25 protein-coding genes and 1 other RNA gene are annotated in these 21,152 nt (G+C 35.3%); 7 read left to right on the top strand and 19 right to left on the bottom strand.

All coding sequences use genetic code 11. The features are described from left to right. Nucleotides 1-616, bottom strand: a 616-nt coding sequence (locus ACTB0X_RS04860; RefSeq protein WP_463023869.1) for an SIMPL domain-containing protein, incomplete at its 3' end; no start/stop codon positions are given. Nucleotide 617: 1 nt separating this feature from the next. Then, nucleotides 618-1,238, bottom strand: a complete 621-nt coding sequence (locus tag ACTB0X_RS04865; RefSeq protein ID WP_463023870.1) for an L-threonylcarbamoyladenylate synthase — start codon at nt 1,236-1,238, stop codon at nt 618-620. 446 nt (nt 1,239-1,684) lie between these two features. Here ACTB0X_RS04865 and ACTB0X_RS04870 point away from each other — a divergent pair, with 446 nt between their 5' ends. Next, entirely contained in the window at nt 1,685-2,260 is a 576-nt protein-coding gene (locus tag ACTB0X_RS04870) for a hypothetical protein (protein WP_463023871.1), read from the top strand. A 67-nt stretch (nt 2,261-2,327) separates the two neighbouring features. Here ACTB0X_RS04870 and fsa read toward each other — a convergent pair whose 3' ends face one another. Then, the gene (fsa, locus tag ACTB0X_RS04875; RefSeq protein WP_463023872.1) at nt 2,328-2,981 is read right to left on the bottom strand and encodes a fructose-6-phosphate aldolase; all 654 of its coding nucleotides are present in this window, start codon (nt 2,979-2,981) and stop codon (nt 2,328-2,330) included. A gap of 79 nt (nt 2,982-3,060) precedes the next feature. Further along, nucleotides 3,061-3,158, bottom strand: an RNA gene (gene ffs, locus ACTB0X_RS04880) — signal recognition particle sRNA small type. 110 nt (nt 3,159-3,268) lie between these two features. On the opposite strand from ffs, the gene ACTB0X_RS04885 reads away from it, so the two are divergent. From ACTB0X_RS04885 to ACTB0X_RS04900, 4 genes are read left to right on the top strand one after another with little or no spacing between them, the layout of a single operon-like run. Further along, nucleotides 3,269-3,814: a DUF4199 domain-containing protein gene (locus ACTB0X_RS04885; protein WP_463023873.1), complete on the top strand. Its 546-nt coding sequence runs from the start codon at nt 3,269-3,271 to the stop codon at nt 3,812-3,814. Between the two features lie 32 nt (nt 3,815-3,846). Next, entirely contained in the window at nt 3,847-4,800 is a 954-nt protein-coding gene (locus tag ACTB0X_RS04890) for a glycosyltransferase family 2 protein (protein WP_463023874.1), read from the top strand. 12 nt (nt 4,801-4,812) lie between these two features. Continuing rightward, nucleotides 4,813-5,970: a glycosyltransferase gene (locus ACTB0X_RS04895; protein ID WP_463023875.1), complete on the top strand. Its 1,158-nt coding sequence runs from the start codon at nt 4,813-4,815 to the stop codon at nt 5,968-5,970. Then, nucleotides 5,963-6,517: a D-glycero-alpha-D-manno-heptose-1,7-bisphosphate 7-phosphatase gene (locus tag ACTB0X_RS04900; protein WP_463023876.1), complete on the top strand. Its 555-nt coding sequence runs from the start codon at nt 5,963-5,965 to the stop codon at nt 6,515-6,517. The genes ACTB0X_RS04895 and ACTB0X_RS04900 overlap by 8 nt, the downstream gene beginning before the upstream one ends. A gap of 102 nt (nt 6,518-6,619) precedes the next feature. On the opposite strand, the gene ACTB0X_RS04905 is transcribed toward ACTB0X_RS04900, so the two are convergent. Together ACTB0X_RS04905 and ACTB0X_RS04910 are read right to left on the bottom strand one after the other, a co-directional pair. Next, a complete protein-coding gene (locus tag ACTB0X_RS04905) occupies nt 6,620-6,934 on the bottom strand; it encodes a hypothetical protein (protein ID WP_463023877.1) in 315 nt (104 codons plus the stop codon). Between the two features lie 63 nt (nt 6,935-6,997). Next, nucleotides 6,998-7,162: a hypothetical protein gene (locus tag ACTB0X_RS04910; protein WP_463023878.1), complete on the bottom strand. Its 165-nt coding sequence runs from the start codon at nt 7,160-7,162 to the stop codon at nt 6,998-7,000. A 153-nt stretch (nt 7,163-7,315) separates the two neighbouring features. Between ACTB0X_RS04910 and ACTB0X_RS04915 the strand changes: the two genes are divergently transcribed. Together ACTB0X_RS04915 and ACTB0X_RS04920 are read left to right on the top strand one after the other, a co-directional pair. Continuing rightward, on the top strand, nt 7,316-9,694 hold the full coding sequence (locus ACTB0X_RS04915) for a DUF2339 domain-containing protein (RefSeq protein ID WP_463023879.1): 2,379 nt from the start codon (nt 7,316-7,318) through the stop codon (nt 9,692-9,694). Next, entirely contained in the window at nt 9,678-10,898 is a 1,221-nt protein-coding gene (locus ACTB0X_RS04920; protein WP_463023880.1) for a hypothetical protein, read from the top strand. The genes ACTB0X_RS04915 and ACTB0X_RS04920 overlap by 17 nt, the downstream gene beginning before the upstream one ends. Nucleotides 10,899-10,960: 62 nt before the next feature. Here the strand turns inward: ACTB0X_RS04920 and ACTB0X_RS04925 are convergent, their stop codons facing one another. The 13 genes from ACTB0X_RS04925 to ACTB0X_RS04985 form a co-directional block, all read right to left on the bottom strand. Beyond that, the gene (locus tag ACTB0X_RS04925; RefSeq protein ID WP_463023881.1) at nt 10,961-11,980 is read right to left on the bottom strand and encodes a TQO small subunit DoxD; all 1,020 of its coding nucleotides are present in this window, start codon (nt 11,978-11,980) and stop codon (nt 10,961-10,963) included. Nucleotides 11,981-12,540: 560 nt separating this feature from the next. Then, nucleotides 12,541-13,902, bottom strand: coding sequence for a PQQ-dependent sugar dehydrogenase (locus ACTB0X_RS04930; protein WP_463023882.1), 1,362 nt, complete (start codon nt 13,900-13,902; stop codon nt 12,541-12,543). A 44-nt stretch (nt 13,903-13,946) separates the two neighbouring features. Beyond that, on the bottom strand, nt 13,947-14,237 hold the full coding sequence (locus tag ACTB0X_RS04935) for a hypothetical protein (protein WP_463023883.1): 291 nt from the start codon (nt 14,235-14,237) through the stop codon (nt 13,947-13,949). Nucleotides 14,238-14,321: 84 nt separating this feature from the next. Continuing rightward, complete coding sequence (locus ACTB0X_RS04940; protein ID WP_463023884.1) at nt 14,322-14,855, bottom strand: DUF2911 domain-containing protein; 534 nt, start codon at nt 14,853-14,855, stop codon at nt 14,322-14,324. Between the two features lie 16 nt (nt 14,856-14,871). Continuing rightward, nucleotides 14,872-15,414, bottom strand: coding sequence for a hypothetical protein (locus ACTB0X_RS04945; RefSeq protein WP_463023885.1), 543 nt, complete (start codon nt 15,412-15,414; stop codon nt 14,872-14,874). Then, nucleotides 15,407-15,637, bottom strand: coding sequence for a VF530 family protein (locus ACTB0X_RS04950; protein ID WP_463023886.1), 231 nt, complete (start codon nt 15,635-15,637; stop codon nt 15,407-15,409). The genes ACTB0X_RS04945 and ACTB0X_RS04950 overlap by 8 nt, the downstream gene beginning before the upstream one ends. Before the next feature lie 53 nt (nt 15,638-15,690). Continuing rightward, on the bottom strand, nt 15,691-16,446 hold the full coding sequence (locus tag ACTB0X_RS04955; protein WP_463023887.1) for a membrane metalloprotease: 756 nt from the start codon (nt 16,444-16,446) through the stop codon (nt 15,691-15,693). Between the two features lie 68 nt (nt 16,447-16,514). Then, a complete protein-coding gene (rplT, locus tag ACTB0X_RS04960; RefSeq protein ID WP_160634259.1) occupies nt 16,515-16,859 on the bottom strand; it encodes a 50S ribosomal protein L20 in 345 nt (114 codons plus the stop codon). 100 nt (nt 16,860-16,959) lie between these two features. After that, nucleotides 16,960-17,157 (bottom strand): 50S ribosomal protein L35, encoded by a 198-nt coding sequence (gene rpmI / locus ACTB0X_RS04965; RefSeq protein ID WP_160634260.1) that lies wholly within the window; start codon nt 17,155-17,157, stop codon nt 16,960-16,962. Between the two features lie 32 nt (nt 17,158-17,189). Continuing rightward, nucleotides 17,190-17,741 carry a translation initiation factor IF-3 gene (infC, locus tag ACTB0X_RS04970; protein ID WP_463023936.1) on the bottom strand — a complete coding sequence of 184 codons (552 nt, stop codon included), beginning with the start codon at nt 17,739-17,741 and terminating at the stop codon, nt 17,190-17,192. 18 nt (nt 17,742-17,759) lie between these two features. Next, a complete protein-coding gene (gene thrS, locus ACTB0X_RS04975; protein WP_463023888.1) occupies nt 17,760-19,685 on the bottom strand; it encodes a threonine--tRNA ligase in 1,926 nt (641 codons plus the stop codon). A 124-nt stretch (nt 19,686-19,809) separates the two neighbouring features. Continuing rightward, a complete protein-coding gene (locus ACTB0X_RS04980) occupies nt 19,810-20,643 on the bottom strand; it encodes a hypothetical protein (RefSeq protein WP_463023889.1) in 834 nt (277 codons plus the stop codon). 12 nt (nt 20,644-20,655) lie between these two features. Continuing rightward, complete coding sequence (locus ACTB0X_RS04985) at nt 20,656-21,141, bottom strand: hypothetical protein (protein WP_463023890.1); 486 nt, start codon at nt 21,139-21,141, stop codon at nt 20,656-20,658. Nucleotides 21,142-21,152: the final 11 nt, after the last annotated feature.

Raw genomic sequence — 21,152 nt, forward strand, 5'->3', positions numbered from 1 at the left:
AAATTCCCATATTGGCGTTGCTCAATTCTCCCAAATCTGTTCCAGAGTTAGAAGCAATCATTTCAGCTCTTATTCGAGCATCTTCAGTGGCTTTTTTGATCAATTCAATTTTTAAGTCGGCCAATTTGGTATAGTAATAACGAGGCGATTGAGAGTAAAACTGAACTCCTTTGTTCAGTAACTCTGTCACTTCTCGTGAAATTTTCTCCACTCTTTCCACGTCAGTTGATTCAATTTTTATGGACTGAGAAAGCACATAGCCCAAAAATTCTTGACCGATATAACGTCCATCATTGGAGTATTTGGCTTGTGTATTTTCACCGGTGTTCACTGCATTAAAAACAATGTTTTCAGCACCTATACCTTTGCTCACTAAATACTCTTGAACAGCAATTTTGTCTTCTGCCAAAGCGGCATAAGCAGCTTTTAGGTTGACATTCTCTTTTTGGAAATTTCCTTCCCAAACGATTAAGTCAGAAGTAAAGTCTGTTTCTCCCAAACCTGTAATGGAAAGCACTTTGCTTTTTGCATTTCGATTGATAAATGAATCTCCTAATAAATAGGCTGCAGCAATGATAGCGATACCAAAAATAACCGCTGTTAATGTATTTTTCATCTTAAATGTAGTTCTCTAGAATTCCTAACCCTTGTCTTAAAATCGTGATGTTGCCATCGCTTAAATCTACTACTGTGGACGCTTCATTGTTTCCATATCCACCATCAATCACAATGTCCACTTTATCCTCGTATTTTTCGTGAATCAATTCTGGATCGGTAGTATATTCAATGACTTCATCGTCATCGTGAATAGAAGTAGAGATTAATGGATTGCCATATTCACTAATAATGGTGCGAGTGATTCCATTGTCTGGCACACGAATACCGATGGTTTTCTTTTTATTGTGAAACAATTTAGGAACCGCTTTATTAGCCGGCAAAATAAATGTAAAAGGGCCAGGCAATGCTTTGTTTAGTAGTTTGAAAATAGAAGTGTCGAACTGCTGGGTGTAGTCAGAAATGTGGCTCAAGTTGTGAAACACAAAAGAGAAGTCTGCCTTTTCTACTTTAACTCCTTTGATTTGTGCCACTTTTTCAACGGCATTTTTATTGAGTACATCGCAACCTAAGGCATAAACTGTATCGGTTGGATAAATGATTAAACCACCGTCTTTCAGGCACTCCATGATCAATTTTAACTGTCTTGGATCGATGTTTTCATCGTATAATTTAATTATCATAATTCTACAATTTTAGCAGGTAAAAATTACGCTTTTCAAACGGATTCCCCAAAGGCCATTTTTAGGAATTAACTTTTTTTTGGAGATGGGATAACCTTCATATAATCCTTGACTTTTTTTTCATTTTGGGTCAAGCTAAAACAAAAGGGAAGAAATATCAAGAGCTATATATTAAAATCCACTGACCAGTCATAAATAACCGCTAAAGGTTTTTATTTTAATTGTTAGTTAACATAAAAAGCTAAAACATTTTAATATATTTGGCGCAAATTTAATTAGTTATAAATGAAAAAAAATATTCTAATCAAAGTCGCCAACTTTTTTGGTAATAAAATATAGATTAGACATATTTAAATTGATAAGTTTTTCGGAGAAAAGTTGGCAATATTGCAAGTTTTAGAAACTCCTAAAAATTCTAAAGCGGTTTTTTACAAATGAAATTTAAAATGAAAAAAGTATTAAGAAAAGTATTGTTTTTTGTATCTATAGGTATTTTAGCTATTGGTTGTGAGAAAGAAGATTCAAGTATTGCACAATCTAGTAATCAGGATTATTCAACTGGTCAAAATAGTAAGAGTGGGACTACACAATACGATAAGTCAGGAGAAAAAACTGAGGCTGAAGTTGCGGTAGAAGCTTTGTTTTTTGAATTTAAGGATAATGTTACTGAATCTTCAATTTACACTGATTTTATTGATAGCCACAATGATTCAATAGTTGCGAATGCAGGTTACGAAATTTCTCAATCTGACATTGATGAATTAATTGTTAATTTAGGCGAAGAATTGGAACAAAAATTGCAGGTTGTTGGAAATTTAAACTTGACAGAAACAGAAATTAACTCCATCTTATTAGCTATTAATATTGCAAATGGAAGCAATAGTAATGGGAACTTTGGAAATGATAAAGGTTGTTGGATTTGTAATGGTCAAGCTTGTGCAGTTTCAATGGTACTTTCAAACTCTTCAGGAGCTAATTTTTCCGGTATACTCGGGAATATTGGGGTTTGGGTGCATTGCTAAAGAATCACTAGATATTATGAGCAGTGTTGAGAAATCAACACTGCTTTTTAATTAAATTACTCAGCTCTTAGCTATTCTTTGCGTGATCAGCTAAAAATTTCTCTAAACCAATATCAGTTAATGGGTGGTTCAATAATGCAGTAATGGCACTTAATGGACCAGTCATTACATCAGCGCCTAATTTAGCACAGTCAATAATGTGCATGGCGTGACGAACTGAAGCTGCTAAAATTTGAGTTTCGTATCCGTAGTTGTCAAAAATTAATCTGATTTCGTCGATTAGGTTCAAACCATCTGTAGAGATGTCATCCAATCTTCCGATGAATGGAGAAACGTAAGTAGCACCTGCTTTAGCTGCTAATAATGCTTGTCCACATGAAAAAATTAACGTACAGTTGGTACGAATTCCTTTGTCAGAAAAATATCGGATTGCTTTCACACCTTCTTTAATCATTGGCACTTTTACCACAATTTGAGGATGCAATGCAGCCAATGCTTCACCTTCTTTAATCATTCCTGCAAAGTCTGTAGAAATAACTTCAGCACTTACGTCACCATCAACAATGTTGCAGATGTCTATGTAGTGTTGTTTTACTTTTTCGTCTCCTTTGATGCCTTCTTTGGCCATTAAAGATGGGTTAGTAGTAACGCCGTCTAAGATTCCAAGTTCTTGAGCTTCTTTAATTTGATCTAGATTTGCAGTGTCGATAAAAAACTTCATGAGTATAAATTTTGTTTGTTCAAAGGTAAAATTTCGTTCCCCTTTTTTCAAAAAAAGATGTTAACAATAGTGCATAAAAAATGGGTAAGCTACTTACATCGCACCGCTCAACCATCTACCCTTGCTTTCTTCCGAACCTGGGGGATTCAATAGGAGCTGGTCGTATAAGACTTACCCGCGGCAAAAGTAGGCATATTCTCATGAATCGCGCAAATGATTTGTCAATTTTCTTTCTATGGATGGGATTTAAATTTTATATTTGTTTTCTAACAAACAGAACGAAAACCATGGAATCAGAAACATTATATACTAAGGATGCATTAATACACGGACTAGTAATAGGATTAATTCAAATTACATTTACAATGTTAGTGTATATTGCAGGTGTTGAATATCTTACTAAGTGGTGGCTAGGGGTAATATCTGTGATTGGATTTCTCGTATTGTTAGTTATTTCTGGGTTTCAATTTCGAAAGTCTAATAATGGTTTTGCTACTATAAAAGAAATGTTTGGTTTTTTAATTATTACATTCTTAAGTGCCTACATCATAAGTACAATTTTTAATATTTTGCTTCATAATGTTATTGATCCTGGTTTAGCACTTCAAATGAAAGAGTTTATAATTAGAGATACAACAGAATTAATTGAACGTTTCGGAGGTTCAGATGAGGATATTGAAAAAACAATGAATGGATTTGATCATTTTGAGGATTCTTTTAAACCAGCTCAGCAACTAATGAGTATTGTTTGGTCTACAATCTGGGGAGGTATTATCGTTTTAATTATTTCTGCGATTTTAAAAAAGAGTAAAAATATTTTTGAAGAAGATTAATATAGATCATTTAATTAAAATTTAGAAGTCAGTTGGTTGATATTTCAATAGTTATTCCGTTACTAAACGAGGAAGAGTCTCTTCCGGAGTTGTTTGCGTGGATTAAGAAGGTGATGACGGAGAATAACTTCTCTTTCGAAGTAATGTTTATAGATGATGGTAGTTCAGATGGTTCCTGGAAGGTGATTGAAAACCTGAAGGCTGCAAATCCGACCACTGTTCGTGGCATTAAGTTTAGAAGGAATTACGGAAAATCTGCTGCTTTGAATGTAGGTTTTGAAGCCGTAAATGGTTCCGTAGTAATTACGATGGATGCTGATTTACAGGACAGTCCAGATGAGATTCCAGAATTGTATAACTTGATTACCAAAGATGGTTTTGATTTAATCTCAGGATGGAAACAAAAACGATACGATCCATTGTCGAAAACGATTCCAACGAAACTATTCAACTGGGCCACTCGAAAAATGACTGGCATTTATTTACACGATTTTAATTGTGGACTGAAAGCCTATAAATACGATGTGGTAAAGAACATTGAAGTGTATGGAGAAATGCACCGCTACATTCCAGCCATTGCAAAATGGGCGGGTTTTACAAAAATTGGAGAGAAAGTCGTGCAGCACCAAGAGCGCAAATATGGTACGACTAAGTTCGGTTTAGAGCGATTTGTCAATGGATTTTTGGATTTATTGTCCATTACATTTATTGGAAAATTCGGAAAAAAGCCAATGCACTTTTTTGGTTTGTTAGGTACGCTAATGTTTATGCTTGGGTTTCTATTAATCTTATTTGTTGGTGGTGAGAAACTGTACTTTCTAGCACAAGGTATTCGAGCAAGATTGGTAACCGATACCCCTCATTTTTACATTGCTTTAACCGCAATGATTTTAGGAACACAATTATTTTTAGCTGGTTACTTGGCTGAATTGACTTCAAGAAACTCTCCAACGAGAAATACTTATAAGATAGAAACCGAATTGTAAGGATTCATTATAATGTTAGATTCATCGCTTAAGAAAGTCGTTATCATTGGACCTGCACACCCATACAGAGGCGGTATTTCGACATACAATGATCGGTTAGCTCAGGAGTTTATCGCACATGGTTATGAAACAAGTATTGAAACGTTTAGCTTACAATATCCGGGGTTCTTATTTCCAGGGAAAACTCAATTTTCAGATAGTGAACCACCGAAAGGTGTAAAAATTAATCGAAGTATAAATTCTATTTGGCCATTGAATTGGCTAACAGTGGGAAACCGCATAAATAAAGAAGAACCCGACTTAGTGATTGTGCGCTATTGGCTGCCGTTTATGGGACCGAGTTTGGGAACAATCATCCGACGAATCATATCGAATGGACATACTAAAGTGGTTTGCTTGGCGGACAATGTAATCCCGCATGAAAAGCGAATAGGAGACCACTTATTTACACGTTACTTTTTAAATGGAGTAAATGCTGTAGTTGCTATGACTCAAAAGGTATTGGATGACGCATTGACTTTTCGTGATTTACCGACGGCATTGTCTCCGCATCCTATTTTTGATAATTTTGGTTTGGTGACTACCAAGGAAGAAGCGTGCAAAAACTTAGGCTTGGATCCCAATTTGAAATACATGCTATTTTTCGGCTTGATTCGCGATTACAAAGGACTGGATATTTTGTTGGATGCGTTCGCAGATGATCAGTTGAGTGATCCAAGTATCCGATTGATTATTGCAGGAGAATTTTATTCCAATTCCGATAAATATCACGAACAAATTAAGCGATTGAATTTAACCGATCGCATTACATTGAAAGCTATTTATATTCCAGATAATGAAGTGGCCAATTATTTCAATGCAGCTTCATTAGTGGTACAACCCTACAAAACAGCGACGCAAAGTGGCGTGACTCAAGTGGCTTATCATTTCAACAAACCGATGATTGTGACCAATGTAGGTGGATTGAAAGAAATGATTCCTGATGGGAAGGTCGGTTATGTAGTGGAGCCAGAGTCGAAAGTTTTAGCGGCGGCTATTGGTAGATATTTTAGTGAGAATAGAGAGGAAGAATTCAAATCGAATATGGCTGTAGAGAAGAAAAAATACAGTTGGCCATTGTTGGTAAAAGCATTTGAGGACTTGTATAAAAAACTGAAAAACAATGATTAAAATCGATAAAACCTGGACCTTGTTTTTGGACCGAGATGGAGTAATCAACGAGCGGATTCCGAAAGGCTATGTCATGGAGCCAGAGCAATTGATTTTAGAAGTCGCTGTAGCTGATGCGATAGCTGAATTCAATGAGTTATTTGCAAGAGTGGTGGTGGTAACCAATCAACAAGGAATTGGAAAAGGATTAATGACTGCGGAGCAATTAGATGTTGTTCATGATAAACTACATGCTGAATTGGCTTTGTCTGGTGCTCATGTGGATGGAATTTATTATTGTCCAGAATTGGCCAATACGGGTTCTAAATGCCGAAAGCCTGAAGGTGGTATGGCGAATCAAGCCAAAGCAGATTTTCCAGAAATAGATTTTTCGAAAAGCATTATGGTTGGTGATACCATTACCGATTTACAGTTTGGTAAACGATTGGGGATGAAGACCATTTTTGTTCGAACAGCAGAAGAGAATCAAACTCCTGAAGTTAACGCGTTATCAGATGAAACGGTTGACTGGTTGAAGGATGTCCTGAATAATTTAACAATTGGTTAATGGACCAATTGATAAATACTGTTTGATTCGCACTATCGTATTTTTCAGATCATTGAATCGAATTATTTTGAGTATTTTTCGAAGCCTTTGATTTATTGGTGGTTAATCGATGTATAAATATTCCTTTTTCAAGCTATCCAATTCTTTCTTTATTCCTTCACAGCCTTCCATAGTTCCATTGCACAATTGATAGTAGCTTTTTACGAGTAATCGAACAGCTATGCTATCATTCGGTTGATGTTTCAGTGCTTGCTTAAAATATCCGATTGCAAAGAATGACTCCTTGTGGGTTAGATTTCTTTTCCCTAATTCCATAGCAACTTCATATCCTTTTGTATGATCGATTATTTTTTCAGATTCAATATCATAATTAGTTACTGAACTTTGAATAAATTTTACGGCAATGAATAAGGTCAATAAACCGACGATGCTGAATAACGTAATTTTTATTGCTACAACGCGTTTGTTTTCAGCTATAATTTAATTTCGAATCGATTGCCTTTCAGTCTCAGAGATTTCTTTTTCCTTTGAAGTCTGTCTCTTAGCATAGATGGCTTTCAATTCAGAAATACTGCGTTTGTTCTCAAATAGAGTCGTTCTTCTTCTACCTAAGATTATTTTATTGTTCTTAAGTGAAGTTATCATGCTTTGTATAGAACCTTCTCCTGCCAAATCTTTGATGATTTAAGAAATTACAATCCTTAAATATAGTAAAATGTGAACGTAAGGAAATTCAAAAAATAGAGTTATTTTGTACTTTATTATTTAGCAACTTTTGAAGTTGCGTAACCCTAAAACATGGAAGGACTAATATTTATTTTAGTAATCGTTATTCTGATAATTGTTGTTAGGCAAGGCAGTAAAATTGGGAAATTAAACTCCAAAATTGATGCATTACTAAAACAGCAAAAACAGTTTGGTGCTTCATTTGAGGCTAAACCGGAAAAGAACCCTACGCCAAGTCCAACAGAAAAACGAGAAGTAATTGTTACTCCAAAACCTGAAGTCTCGACAGGGTATTTTGAAGCAAAACCAACAGTTGTTGAGCATAAAAAGGAGCCTGAAATTGTTCAGCCTATAGAACCAAAGCCAATAGTTCCAATTGTAAAAGAACCAATTCATCAAGCTCCTCCTAAAGTGGTTCAGCCTCCAAAGCCATCATTTATGGAACGGAACCCTGATTTAGAGAAGTTCATAGGAGAGAATTTACTGAGTAAAATTGGGATCGTCATTTTCGTGATAGGGATGGGCTTTTTAGTAAAGTTAGGAATCGATAATGAGGTCATCACGGAATCGATGCGAGTCGGAATTGGTGTTCTTATCGGGGGTGGAATGGTAGCTTTAGCGCATTATCTTAGAAAGTCTTTTACCGCTTTTAGTTCTGTATTAATAGGTGGAGCGTTAGCTGTGCTCTACTTTACGATAGCTTTAGCCTTCCATGAATATGCCATTATACCACAAAAAGCGGCTTTCATAATTATGGTTTTTATAACCGCATTTGGCGTATTGTTGTCAGTTGCATACGACAATAAAATACTAGCGATTTTGGCCATATTAGGAGGTTTTGGCACTCCTTTCTTTTTGAGTACTGGAGAAGGAAACGTCGCTGTACTTTTTACTTACATTCTTATTCTAGATGTGGGAATTCTGGCGCTCGTTTACTTTAAGAAATGGAACATCATCAATAAATTGGCTTATGCTTTTACTTACCTCATTTATATAGGGGCCTATTTTTCAAAGTATTTAGGAAGCGAGGAAGAGTTAAGACTGACATTTTTCCTCTTTCTGGCAGCGTTTTATTTGATTTTCTTCTTAATGAATGTTGTCTATAATGTGGCGAATAAACGACAGTTCAAAGCGGCAGAAATAATTCTCTTACTAAGTAACTCAGCAATGTACTTTGGATTTGGATTAAGCCTTGTTAGTGATTATAAGGATGGTATCTTTAACGGGTTATTCACTGCATTGGTTGCCATATTTAACTTTGTATTTGCCTTCACACTTTATAAGCGAAAAGGAATCGATAAAAACCTATTGTTTTTACTAATAGGTTTGGTTTTGACGTTCGTGAGTTTGGTTGCACCGATTCAGTTGGAAGGAAATTACATCACATTATTCTGGGCGGTCGAAGCTGTTCTTTTACTTTGGTTAGCCAATAAGTCTCAATTGACAATAATACGCAGAACATCGATACTTGTGACGATATTGATGGTCATTAGTCTAGCGATAGATTGGCAACAGAATTATACTCCAATTGGAGAGTACATCGTATTGAATATCGTTTTCAATAAAGTATTTATTACATCTATTTTTGCTTTGTTCTCATTGTGGGGAACTTCAAAATTATTGCTGAATGATGAGAAGTTGACTATCGGTGTAGTTTTTATTTCATGGAAGAGAAGTTTCTATCAAGTAGGATTGGTTTCTATTTTATACTTATCGATATTGTTTGAATTGAACTACCAATTGGTTCGGGCTGAGTATTTGGATGCTTTTAGATTAGTGCTTTTGGGAATCTATAATTACTTATTTGTGATTGGTTTAATGCAATTGAATCAATTTAAACCACAAAAGGGACTAGCTTTAGTTGTAAATCTCGCTTCAGGAATTGCAATTGCAGCTTACCTTACTTTTTTCCTTGTACAAGTCAATGTTCTTAGAGAGCTACTGCCTGATTATTCCGCTTTTTATTGGCATTACCTTTTATTGGGATTGTTCATTTTTATAGTCTTCAAACTAGCTAAAAGTCAACTGACTTATTTTGGATATCAATCAGACTATGCAAAGATTGTATGGGGAATCGTTGCCTTTATTGGGGTGTATACTCTTTCAATTGAAATAGGTCATTTATCGGTGATTTATCAATTAGGATCTGAATTAAGTAGTGCTGAAGCATACAGTGTAGCATTAAAGTCGGTATATCCAGTGGTATGGGCCATTTCAGCACTTATTCTTATGATTACAGGAATGAAGTACCGAATAAAAACCCTTCGTATTGCCTCTTTAGTTTTGTTCTCAATTACAATCATAAAACTGTTCTTTTATGATTTGGCAGGTAACTCAACGGGTAAGATTATATCCTTTATCTTGCTGGGAGTGATTTTATTACTGATCTCATTTCTATACCAAAAACTCAAATTTATTATTCAAGACGATGACCATGAAAAGAAGAATTAGTAGTCTATTTTGTTTATTTATTCTCGTCAACTGCTATTCTCAGGAGTTTAAATTTCAAGCTAAAGTAGATCCTGTTAGTGAAACAGCGTACTACAAAATAGCCTTGTCTCCTGAACTATTAGGTCAAATCCAATCCGATGAATCTGATTTAAGATTAGTAGATTCAGAAGGGAAAGAAATTCCATATTTTGTTACTAAGGAGAAGGAAGGACAGGTATCGTCTAGTTTTAATTCCTATGAAATTTTGGAAAAAACCATGATTTCTGATTCTAGTTCTGCAGTAGTTTTTCATAATTCGGCTAAAAAGAAGATGGATAACATCACTGTTGTTGTTAAGAATACCGATGTTAGAAAAAGGGCTCGATTAAGTGGAAGTAATGATCGAGAGAATTGGTTTATAATCAAGGAAGACTACCTATTACATTCCATGCAGAGTACAACTGAAACTTCAGAATTTAAGTTACTTAACTTTCCTTTGAGTGATTATGAATTCTTAAAGTTGGAGATGAACGATAAGAATCAATTGCCCATTAATATTCTAAAAATTGGCTACAAGGATTCTCAATTGAACAAAGGGATAGTGACTAGTTTTCAGTGTCCAATCACAAGTAAAAAAGACAGTTTAGGGAAAACAACTTTTCAAGTGATGTTTCAACAACCGATGTACATCGAACGACTTGGTTTTAATATAATCGAACCTGAGTACTTTTCAAGAAATGCAGAAGTTAAGGTAGATAAGGAGAGAAGAACAAAAAAGAAGAAACGACAGCTTTATTTTGAGAACATTGGAAGTAATAATTTAAATTCTAATAGAGAGAATACCATTGAAATTCGACCAACAAAAACAGAATCTCTATTTATAGAAATACAGAATGGGGATGATGAAGCGCTTAGGATAGAAGGAATTACTGCTTCCTATCTGAATAAATACATTGTTGCAGAATTAGTTCCGTCTCAAGTGTATTTCTTGAAATTTGGAGATGAGACACTTGATTACCCTTCATACGACATTGTGCAGTTTAAGGAGAAAATTAGCTCAAACGTAACAACTATCAATCATCAAACAGTTAAAGAGCTATTGTCTCAAAAAGAAGAGATCAAGCCCGATTCGCTTTTTGATAATCCTGTAATAGTGTGGTCAGTGGTAGGAGTTGTTGGAATCGGTTTAGCAATCGTTTCCTTTCGCATGATAAAGGAAATGTAATTCATATTTGTATACTAGTAAATAGCCGCCTTTCTTGTAAAGACGGCTATTTAGAAGTTAATTTATAATTGAATGATGCTACTCCACTCAATTCCGCTGATATCGGTTAATTTTAAAGTGTAAGTACTTGAATTTAAATTTTCATTGATTGGAATAGACAATGTAGCCTTAGCACCCAATGGGATAATCATACTGTGTTTCCCCGGTTTAACTTTGGCAACATATCGATTATCGATTTGCTCAGTTGTAAATCGTGCCAAATCATTACCATCTAATTTTAAAACAGCATCTCCTTTTTGATCGATTAATTCTACCTTAATTAAGAAAGAGCCATATACATCAACACCTTCTACCCGGTAGACTTGAAATGACAATTGATTGTCAATTATTGTTACCTCTGAGAGTTCTACAATGGGCTTGACTGATTTATTGTGCAAAGTACCCCATACTCCGCCGTGGAAGTACTGATTAGTAAAAAGAGTGATGAATAGTATTGCTAAAGAACCTATTAAAACGACTTTGTTGAGTATCGTTTGTTGCATTGGTAATGTTCCAGAGCCAATCCATGGAAACCATTTAGAATTGACGATTGAAGCTTTCTTTTTAATCAGAAAGTAGTCAAAGGAATAAAGTCCACTTCCTGTAAAGAATAGTGTAAAACCTGCGGCTAAACCAAGAATCCCAATTTGCCATTCATCTAAGCAAGTTGTTCCTAACCATCCGGATCCTAATAAAATTCCCATTGCCAATCCAAAAACTGCAACAGACATGGCTCTTGTGAATAGACCAAAAATCATAAATAACCCAACTATTCCTTCGATGATGGTAAAAGAAGCCATTGCCCACCAAAGTGCATCAGGGTTTTCAACTAAATGTTGAATGATGGGTTTAATCCCAAGCGCATTCGGCAGAAAATGATTGAATTTTTCTCCAATATAACCTGCTGCTTCGGGATCTAACTTATTTGTTAATATTAATCTTCTCCAAAATGCTGAAAAATAGGTCCATCCAACGACCAAACGTAAAGATAATGTAAATAGTCCTGCTCCATTATCGGGCAGGATAGGAGTGTTTGTTTTCATCTGTAAAATTTTATATAATTAGAATAAAGTGTTTTGAAAATCAGTGTTTAATGTAGCTGATACTTTAATCTTTTATATAAAATATAGAAAGGAACCTTGACTTCCTTTGAAATGGGAAGTAGATATAAGTTAGAATGTTTCTGATTGGCAGCAAATGGAATCAATCCAATGAACACTAGCAAGAACCACATAGAAACTTGAGTGTGATTTGCTGATCGGTTCTCTAATTGAATAGCGAAGGACTCATTTAATTGAGTATTACAATTGCTAACCGAGGATTTACTTTTATTAAAGGTTTGTGTGGTTTCCACTTCCAAAATTTCCTGAATAGAGTTTCTAACCCCACATGGTGATAGTATCAAAAGCATACAAGACGAAACTGCTAGGAAGAAGTTCAAGATTGTATTTTTCTTGATTGGTATCATTAGGTTGAAATGGATTTACATTGAGTTTCAAAACTACTAATACAACTTTTATATATTTTGCTAAGGAATCGAAACAGAGGTTAACCTTTGTTAAACCAAATTGGTTTCAAGAAAATGGAGATTTTTGAGTTTAAATTACTTGAATACAATCTTCCGAGTATAAGCGCCTGCCGATGTCTTTACATTCAAGAAGTAAACACCCTCATAATCTGACTTTCTGTGAATGATTAATGTGTTTCCCGAGATTGTATCTTCCTGCACCAATTGCCCTTTTAAATCATACAATTGATAATTGGTAAATTGAATATTGGGGTTGAGTTCCACTGTGATGAAATTAGAACTGGGAATTGGAAATACTTTTAGCGCTTCGTTACCAAATGTATTTTCCGGCACATTGGTATAGTTAGGGTTCTTAATGCGTATTATGGAATTTGATCCACTATTGGTGGCAATATACAATTCTCCATTTGGACCGATAGCAATGTCTCTCAGTCTTCCCCAAAAGTTGACGAAGTATTCATTATCAGTAGTGATACCATCCTTCGTAGCATTTAGTGGAAGGTGATGCAAAGTAGCGTCCTTTAAAGTCGTTAACAATAGACTATTTTGGAATTCAGGAATCGCAGGATGGTCGTAATAAACCAAATCGGAAGTGGCTACTGTAGGAGTCCATACAAACAAAGGTTCAACTACATTGGAGTCAGTGCAAAAGGTTTGCTCATTAGGGGTGTTGCAAAAACCTTCAACATTTGGCCATCCATAATTACGACCTTTTTTGATAAGGTTAATCTCATCATCATTATTGGGGCCGTGTTCAGAGCTATATAAAAATCCATTTGCTAAGAATAGTCCTTGTGGATTTCGATGTCCCCAACTCCAAAGAGGACTGTTTGCAATTGGATTATCATTCGGAATGCTTCCGTCCAAATTCAGTCGCAGTACTTTACCATTCAGTGAATTTATATTTTGAGCGGTAGAAGTATTTGCCGCATCACCAGTTGTCATGAAAAGGAACCCATTTTCTATAAGTAGTCGAGAACCATTGTGATTAATCGCTCCGGGGATTAGATCCAAAAGAATTACTTCGTTTGTTAAAGTATCTTGAGCTGTATTGTAATCAAAAGAGACCAATCGCTCTTTAACCGCACTGTTGGTGCCGTAATTATAAACTGCATACACTTTTGAGGTTGCAGGGAAGTTCGGGTGTAGCACCATTCCCAAGAGTCCACCTTCACCAAATTGATTCACTGTGGAAGTGTAATCCAATATCACTTTATTGATTTTGGTTAAGGGATCAATTCGATTGAATCTCCCTATTCTCTCTGTGAAATAAATGTAGTCGTCAGGCCCATAAATAATCTCCCAAGGAGTGCTAAGACCGCTAATAATGGTTGTGGTATCAATAGTAGTATTTCCTACCATTAGTTGAGCCTTTGTAGCATTGGAAATAAAAAGCAAGCAAGATAATCCAAGAAGTAATCGCTGAAATCTAGACATAACATTATTTTTTAGGAGTGTTCTCCTAAATTAATGATTTTGTTTCAAGAAAAGAAGAAGTAAACGAATAGGAAGCTTAATCCCCATAAAATAAATAAAGTAGTAATGAGAGTGATTACAATTATTTTCTGTTTTCTTTTCCGCTCTTCAGTCAATTGTTGTTTGATCTTCAATTTCAATTGGCGCATCTGTTCGGGAGTTGCTGTTTCTCCATTGAGATTGGATTCTTTAGTGGCCTTAATTAATTCAGATTTCAATCGAAAATATTGGCCTCGTTTTATACGAAGTCTTTCGTTGTTCTTAATAGAACGAAAAGAATCAAAAGCAGTAGCCATTAGATTGAATTAATTTAGAAGTAATTTACCTTTTTTATTTCAGCTATCACTTAACCTCCACACAAAAAAAATGAAAAAGCTGCTCTATAATGCGATAGGTACTTTTATTTTGGTCTTTTCCCAAGACATTGTAAGGTATACATCTTCTTCAAAATGAATTTGAAATCGTTCTTGAAATTGATCCATTTGTTCACTTGGAACTATAATGTTTAATACATCAAATTCAGGTTCCCGAGGTGAAGTTCCATCCCAATTTAACCCCCATCCGTATGACTTACTATTAAAAATAACTTCCCATTCACCTTCGTTTGGAATCGTCCATAAAGTATAAGTTCCTGTTGAAAGTTCTTTTCCTTGAATTTCAATAACTTTATTTGTTGTGAAAGTAGTGGCTTCATTTGCTCCCGTTCTCCAAACCTTTCCAAATGGAACTAAGCTGTCCATTACTTGTCGACCACGTTTTGCAGGGCTACTATAAAATACACTTAATGTGGTGCCATTTTTTGAATAAGTTTCCACTTGCTCAGGACTCGCTTGTTTAGTTTGATACATCATATACTGAAAACCACCAAATATTAATAAAGCCAATAGAATGAGGATGATAATTATTTTTTTCATAATGAATGATTTAAAATTATTTTAACTGATGGTTTTGTAGAGAATCAATTCGTTGTTGCAATTGTAAATCATCCGGATTTTTATCCAACTGTTTAACTGCTTCTATGTACTCAGGATATTCGCTATATTTTGTTTCTAACCATGCATAATTAGGCAATATCAGTGCAATAATGACTATGATAGCCATTGGTATGGCACGTTTACGAAGTACTTTGAAACCTACTATCTGATTATTATCTTTTAAAGTATAGGAATAGATAACGAGCACAATAAGTCCCAATGCACCAATAGCTAAATTAGCTTGGTAACCTGGCCACATTTGCAGTTTAAACATTAGTCCAACCAATGCAATCGAGAAAACTAACCCTGGTAGCATCGATGTGATGCTAATGTTTTGATTTTCGTCCAAGAAAAGTGCCATTGATAAAAACGGATAGAGTAGGGCTAAACCCGAAAAAGAGATGATGCTGATCAATTCAGCGCCTGACCATAACAAAAGGTGTAGGTTGATGGCAACTACCGCACTAACCAATAAGAGTATTTCTATACGTTTAAGCATGTCTTTTTTTCTTGATGCAATAGAGGTAATAGTTTTCTACTTTTTCTCTAGCCCACGGGGTTCTTCTTAAAAATTTTAGGCTAGACTTTAAGGTTTGATTGCTTTTAAAGCAATTGATTGACACGTTTTCAGCCATCTCATCCCATCCTTTATTTTCAATAAGGTATTCAAGAATAAATACTAAGGTGATTCCATGAAGGGGATTGTTGGGCTGTTGTTCCATAGAATAAAACTACAATGTCAATTTAACATTTCAAAATATAAAATGGTGAGTAACTATTTCCCACCATTCGCTTGAAGATCTTTAATACAATCAGCATCTAGTTCCGGTATATTTCCACCTAACATATTTCCCAATGAGGTACCCGTCTGAATGGAAAAATGCATCAGGCAATCATTGTTAGAGCAATGCGCTCCATTCGCCTCGTCATGATGATTGGAGGTTGTTGGAGTACCTACATTAACCAAACCCAATAAATGACAAAATTCGTGCTCCGTTACTGCTGTTTCCAATACAGTCTCCGATGGTTCACCTAAACCACCACTGAGTTCTTTAATCGTTTTTTCAAATATGGCAAATGAGGTAGAAGTATATGCTACTCCTAATACCACTTGGTTCCCTTGGGATTCTATGTAGTCATTGTCCAAAAAGACCACATATGCTGTCATTTTAGAAGGAGAAGAGGTGATGGTTCTATTCTTTGATTCAAGTGTTCTTATTTGCTCGATTGTATATTTTTCGCTTTGAGAAGAAGGAATTTCCCTTTGATTAATTGTAATTCCACCAGGCTTATTCAATCGCTGAGCTAAGAAGTTCTTAAGGTTGATTATGGTTTGATTATTAGGTTTGAATCCGGTGACAAAGTCTACTTGAACTTCTAATGAAGGGATTGTCGCTTTTAAATATCCTTGGGCAGCATCTCCGAGTATAACTGATGGATTGTTCTTATCATCGTCTTTATCGTCCTTACAACTATTGAATGTGGTGGCTAAAAATACAAATAGAAGAAGTAGTATCGAATTCTTTTTCATGGAACTAATTTAATAAAAAAAGCCTGACATTTAAAATATCAGGCTTTTCAAGTTTATCAATAGAAATTCTATTTTACTTTCTCAACGATTGCTTTAAAAGCTTCAGGACTGTTCATTGCTAAATCAGCTAATGCTTTTCTGTTCAATTCGATGTTGTTTTTTGCTATTTTACCCATAAACTCAGAGTAAGACATTCCGTACTCTCTAACTCCTGCGTTAATTCGCTGAATCCAAAGACTTCTGAAGTTTCTTTTCTTTTGTTTACGACCGATGTATGCAAACTGCATACCTCTTTCAACTGCATTTTTCGCTACAGTGTGTACATTTTTTCTTCTTCCAAAGTAACCTTTGGCGGCCTTAAGGACCTTTTTTCTTCTAGCTTTTGCTGCTACTGAATTTGTTGCTTTTGGCATTTTACTTACGTTTTTTGGAAATTGGTGTCCTTTCTTTTAAGAAACTTTAAACTCAATTTCCGGGTGTTGTTACTAAATTAACGTTAACCTGGCGATCAATTTACTTTACGCACAGTTGCAATTTGATATTTGCTTCATCTGCTTTATGAACTAAACCAGAATGTGTCAAATTTCTCTTTTGCTTTGTTCCTTTTTTGGTCAAAATGTGACTTTTGAAGGCGTGCTTTCTTTTGATCTTTCCAGAACCAGTGAATTTGAATCTCTTCTTCGCACTGGAAGTGGTTTTCATTTTTGGCATTGTACCGTTGTTTATATATGAATACTAATTATTTACTTTTTCTTTTTAGGGGCTAAGAACATAATCATTCTTTTACCTTCTAATTTTGGCATTGATTCTACTACTGCAACATCTTCTAATGCTTGAGCCAACTTCAACAATAAGATTTCTCCTTTGTCTTTAAACAAGATGGTTCTGCCTTTAAAGAAAACGTAAGCTTTCACTTTGTTTCCTTCGCCAATGAACTTTTCAGCATGTTTCAACTTAAAGTTAAAATCATGATCATCCGTGTTGGGCCCAAATCGAATTTCTTTCACTTCGATTTTTGAAGCCTTTGACTTCATCTCTTTCTGACGCTTCTTCTGCTCGTATAAGAATTTCTTATAGTCAACCAGCTTACATACTGGCGGATCTGCCTTCGGTGAAATTTCAACTAAATCTAAGTTTTGCTCTTCAGCCATACTTAGTGCTTCTCTAATTGAATATACATCTGCTTCAACGCCATCGCCGACAACTCTTACCTTGTGTGCGGTAATTTCATCATTGATTTTGTGAGGATTTTGTGTCCTTGCAAATCTACCTTGTGGTTTAAATGGTCTAGCTATTGTGAGGTCCTCCTGTGATTAAATTTGTAAATTTTTATTAAAATAATTAGAAAAATCTTCGATTGTCATTGTTCCAATGTCACCATCTCCATGTTTTCTTACGGAAACCGTGCCAGTTTCAACCTCTTTTTCTCCTACGATTAACATGTAGGGAACCTTAGAGACTTCTGCATCACGAATCTTTTTTCCAACTTTTTCGTTTCTATCGTCTACGAAACCGCGAATATCGGATTTATTTAAGATTTTTAAAACATCTTTTGCATTTTCATTGAATTTTTCGCTCAATGGTAAGATTGCAAGCTGCTCTGGAGCTAGCCAAAGTGGAAAATTACCACCACAATGTTCAATCAATACCGCAACAAATCTTTCCAATGAACCAAATGGAGCTCGGTGAATCATTATTGGTCGATGTTTTTCATTATCGCTGCCAACATATTCCAATTCAAATCGCTCAGGTAGGTTATAATCCACTTGGATGGTTCCAAGCTGCCATTTTCTACCAATAGCATCCTTCACCATAAAGTCTAACTTAGGACCATAAAAAGCAGCTTCTCCGTATTCGATAACCGTATTAAGGCCTTTTTCTGTTGCTGCTTTTATAATGGATTGTTCTGCTTTTTCCCAGTTTTCGTCTGAGCCAATGTATTTACTTCTATCTTCTTTATCTCGTAAAGAAATTTGAGCTGTATATTCCTTAAAGTCTAGCGCTTTAAAAACATACAATACCAAATCAATAACTTTCATGAATTCTTCTTCCACTTGGTCCGGTCGACAGAATAAATGGGCGTCATCTTGTGTGAAACCTCTAACACGAGTTAATCCATGTAGTTCTCCACTTTGCTCATAACGATAAACGGTACCAAACTCTGCGTAACGTACAGGTAAATCTTTGTATGACTTCGGCGAAGCCTTGTAAATTTCACAATGGTGAGGGCAGTTCATTGGTTTTAACAAAAACTCTTCACCTTCAGAAGGAGTAGTGATCGGTTGAAAAGAATCTGCGCCATATTTCTCATAATGACCTGAAGTAACATACAATTCTTTACTTCCGATGTGGGGAGTGATCACTGGCAAATAGCCCGCTTCTAATTGTGCTTTACGCATAAAGTTTTCCAAACGCTCACGCAGCATTGCTCCTTTAGGCAACCAAAGTGGCAGTCCTTGACCTACTTTTTGACTGAAAGTAAATAGCTCTAACTCTTTACCCAATTTTCTGTGGTCACGTTTTTTAGCTTCTTCTAATAGTTCTAAGTATTCTGTTAGCTCTTTTTGTTTTGGGAATGTAATCCCATATATTCGAGTTAATTGCTTGTTTTTTTCATCTCCTCTCCAATATGCACCTGCAATGTTTAACAGCTTTACTGCCTTTACAAATCCAGTATTTGGAATATGGGGTCCACGACATAAATCGGTAAAATTGCCTTGAGTGTAAAAGGTAATGCTTCCGTCAGCAAGGTTCTCTAAAAGATCCAATTTATACTCGTCATCTTTTTCTTTATAGTAGGCGATTGCATCAGCTTTAGAAATACTTTTTCGAACAAACTCATTCTTTTCACGAGCCAACTCTAGCATACGTTTTTCAATAGCAGGTAAATCCTCAGCAGAAATTAATCGATCGCCAGCATCTACATCATAGTAAAATCCATTTTCGATGGGAGGTCCGATTCCTAATTTAATTCCAGGATAGATTTCTTCTAAAGCTTCTGCCAATAGGTGAGCAGAACTATGCCACATCGTATTTTTACCCTCGTCATTGTTCCAGGTTAGTAATTCCAAGTTACTGTCTTGTTCGATAGGTCTAAATGCATCAATGACTTCACCGTTTACTTTTGCGGCAAGCACATTTCGAGCTAATCCTTCGCTAATCTCTTTTGCGATATCTAAGGCAGATACTGGTGAGTCATACTCTTTAACTGCACCGTCAGGAAGTGTTATTTTTATCATGGAAAGGGGGATTCTTTAAAATTCAGGTGCAAAGATAAAAAAACTACTTTGTACCATAGAATTAATGTGAATAAAAAAGGCGTCTCGATTAAACCGAGACGCCTTTTCAAATAATTTATTTTGATTAAGCAGAAACGATACTTGTTCTTATTGCTTCAATTCTTTTGGTCAATTCCGTCATATTATCTGGCGTTAATGTTGAATAACCTTCTTCATCTTCAGTTACAACTGAATTGTAGAATGTATTCAAATCTTCTAATTGAGTAGTAACACCTGATAGGTCAAAAGATTCATCAGACTGAGCTTTTAAAGCAGGAACTAAGTTTCTTAAGATATTCATTTGTTCCAACACTCTATCTTTTACCATGTCATTTCCTTTGGCGCTTTTTGTACCTAGGTACATGCCTTCAACCCATGCACCAGTAAAGAAAATAGCCATTTTAGCTTGTTCTTTATTTTCTTCTAAATAAGTATCCGTTTTGATTTTAATTTCAGTTAAGATTCTCATAATAGAATCTTGAGTTCCGATGTTTTTCTCAAAACGCTCAATCATATTCCCTGAACTAAAAATAGCATCCATACCAGTTTCATCTGATAATTTTTTAATAGCGGCTAAATAATCAATAGATTCTTGCTGTTTTTTGTTCAGAACAGAATAGGCCATATCTGCTGAATACACACCAAAGTTTAAGTACTTCTGTGTTTTAGTATTGTAATTGGATACATTCTGAGATTTATTAGGCAACTCACCGTTGTAGGTTAAACCAGATCGGTTAAAGATAGATGCAATTTGTATTGGTGAAGGTAGCATCAAATCAGCTGATTCATCTTCTACTTCTTCTACCTCTTCAATTACAACTTCTTCAGTAACTTCTTCTTTTTTTGGAGCTTCTGCGCATGCAAAAAGCAATGCAGTTGAGAATACACTAACTGCTATTATAAGGTTATTTTTTTTCATCGTAGGGATTATTTATTTTTTAACAAAAGTTAATTGGTAGCCTAAAACAAAGACAATACAGCCAGTCTCATCAGAACCTTGGGCAGGTGGAATAATGTAATTGATGTACAGGTTTTTTGCTTTTTTTGGCTCATAAGATAATATGTTCGCGCCATTACCTTCCGTTTTACTTGAATAGACTAAATTTCGGCTATCAGATTCACGACTTTTGTCATAAATTTCGATTTCTACATTTTTTGGAAGATCTTGTCTGTTGAATACCATGCGGTATTTTTCTCCTTTAAATAAAGGCACTTCAACTTCCTTAACAGAAGTTTTGTAAGTATAGTTGATACTACTTGTTTTAGAAGAAGCATAAAAATAAGTGTTCAACGAATCAATAGCTTTTATTTTTGCTTCTGAATTTGAACACGAACCATTAGATACTTTTCTGTTTCCAGCAGCAGTGATTGCTACAAAAAGAACAAAAACTCCTAAGATTTGAACGATTTTTTTCATAATTGAGATTA

The organism is Acidiluteibacter sp., assembly GCF_055129545.1.

What these genes read in the sequence shown, in the direction of transcription:
- ACTB0X_RS04865 (WP_463023870.1), bottom strand. Translation starts at nt 1,238, where the DNA reads ATGATAATTAAATTATACGATGAAAACATCGATCCAAGACAGTTAAAA.
- ACTB0X_RS04870 (WP_463023871.1), top strand. Translation starts at nt 1,685, where the DNA reads ATGAAAAAAGTATTAAGAAAAGTATTGTTTTTTGTATCTATAGGTATT.
- fsa (WP_463023872.1), bottom strand. Translation starts at nt 2,981, where the DNA reads ATGAAGTTTTTTATCGACACTGCAAATCTAGATCAAATTAAAGAAGCT.
- ACTB0X_RS04885 (WP_463023873.1), top strand. Translation starts at nt 3,269, where the DNA reads ATGGAATCAGAAACATTATATACTAAGGATGCATTAATACACGGACTA.
- ACTB0X_RS04895 (WP_463023875.1), top strand. Translation starts at nt 4,813, where the DNA reads ATGTTAGATTCATCGCTTAAGAAAGTCGTTATCATTGGACCTGCACAC.
- ACTB0X_RS04900 (WP_463023876.1), top strand. Translation starts at nt 5,963, where the DNA reads ATGATTAAAATCGATAAAACCTGGACCTTGTTTTTGGACCGAGATGGA.
- ACTB0X_RS04910 (WP_463023878.1), bottom strand. Translation starts at nt 7,162, where the DNA reads ATGATAACTTCACTTAAGAACAATAAAATAATCTTAGGTAGAAGAAGA.
- ACTB0X_RS04915 (WP_463023879.1), top strand. Translation starts at nt 7,316, where the DNA reads ATGGAAGGACTAATATTTATTTTAGTAATCGTTATTCTGATAATTGTT.
- ACTB0X_RS04920 (WP_463023880.1), top strand. Translation starts at nt 9,678, where the DNA reads ATGAAAAGAAGAATTAGTAGTCTATTTTGTTTATTTATTCTCGTCAAC.
- ACTB0X_RS04925 (WP_463023881.1), bottom strand. Translation starts at nt 11,980, where the DNA reads ATGAAAACAAACACTCCTATCCTGCCCGATAATGGAGCAGGACTATTT.
- ACTB0X_RS04930 (WP_463023882.1), bottom strand. Translation starts at nt 13,902, where the DNA reads ATGTCTAGATTTCAGCGATTACTTCTTGGATTATCTTGCTTGCTTTTT.
- ACTB0X_RS04935 (WP_463023883.1), bottom strand. Translation starts at nt 14,237, where the DNA reads ATGGCTACTGCTTTTGATTCTTTTCGTTCTATTAAGAACAACGAAAGA.
- ACTB0X_RS04940 (WP_463023884.1), bottom strand. Translation starts at nt 14,855, where the DNA reads ATGAAAAAAATAATTATCATCCTCATTCTATTGGCTTTATTAATATTT.
- ACTB0X_RS04945 (WP_463023885.1), bottom strand. Translation starts at nt 15,414, where the DNA reads ATGCTTAAACGTATAGAAATACTCTTATTGGTTAGTGCGGTAGTTGCC.
- ACTB0X_RS04950 (WP_463023886.1), bottom strand. Translation starts at nt 15,637, where the DNA reads ATGGAACAACAGCCCAACAATCCCCTTCATGGAATCACCTTAGTATTT.
- ACTB0X_RS04955 (WP_463023887.1), bottom strand. Translation starts at nt 16,446, where the DNA reads ATGAAAAAGAATTCGATACTACTTCTTCTATTTGTATTTTTAGCCACC.
- rplT (WP_160634259.1), bottom strand. Translation starts at nt 16,859, where the DNA reads ATGCCAAAAGCAACAAATTCAGTAGCAGCAAAAGCTAGAAGAAAAAAG.
- rpmI (WP_160634260.1), bottom strand. Translation starts at nt 17,157, where the DNA reads ATGCCAAAAATGAAAACCACTTCCAGTGCGAAGAAGAGATTCAAATTC.
- thrS (WP_463023888.1), bottom strand. Translation starts at nt 19,685, where the DNA reads ATGATAAAAATAACACTTCCTGACGGTGCAGTTAAAGAGTATGACTCA.
- ACTB0X_RS04980 (WP_463023889.1), bottom strand. Translation starts at nt 20,643, where the DNA reads ATGAAAAAAAATAACCTTATAATAGCAGTTAGTGTATTCTCAACTGCA.
- ACTB0X_RS04985 (WP_463023890.1), bottom strand. Translation starts at nt 21,141, where the DNA reads ATGAAAAAAATCGTTCAAATCTTAGGAGTTTTTGTTCTTTTTGTAGCA.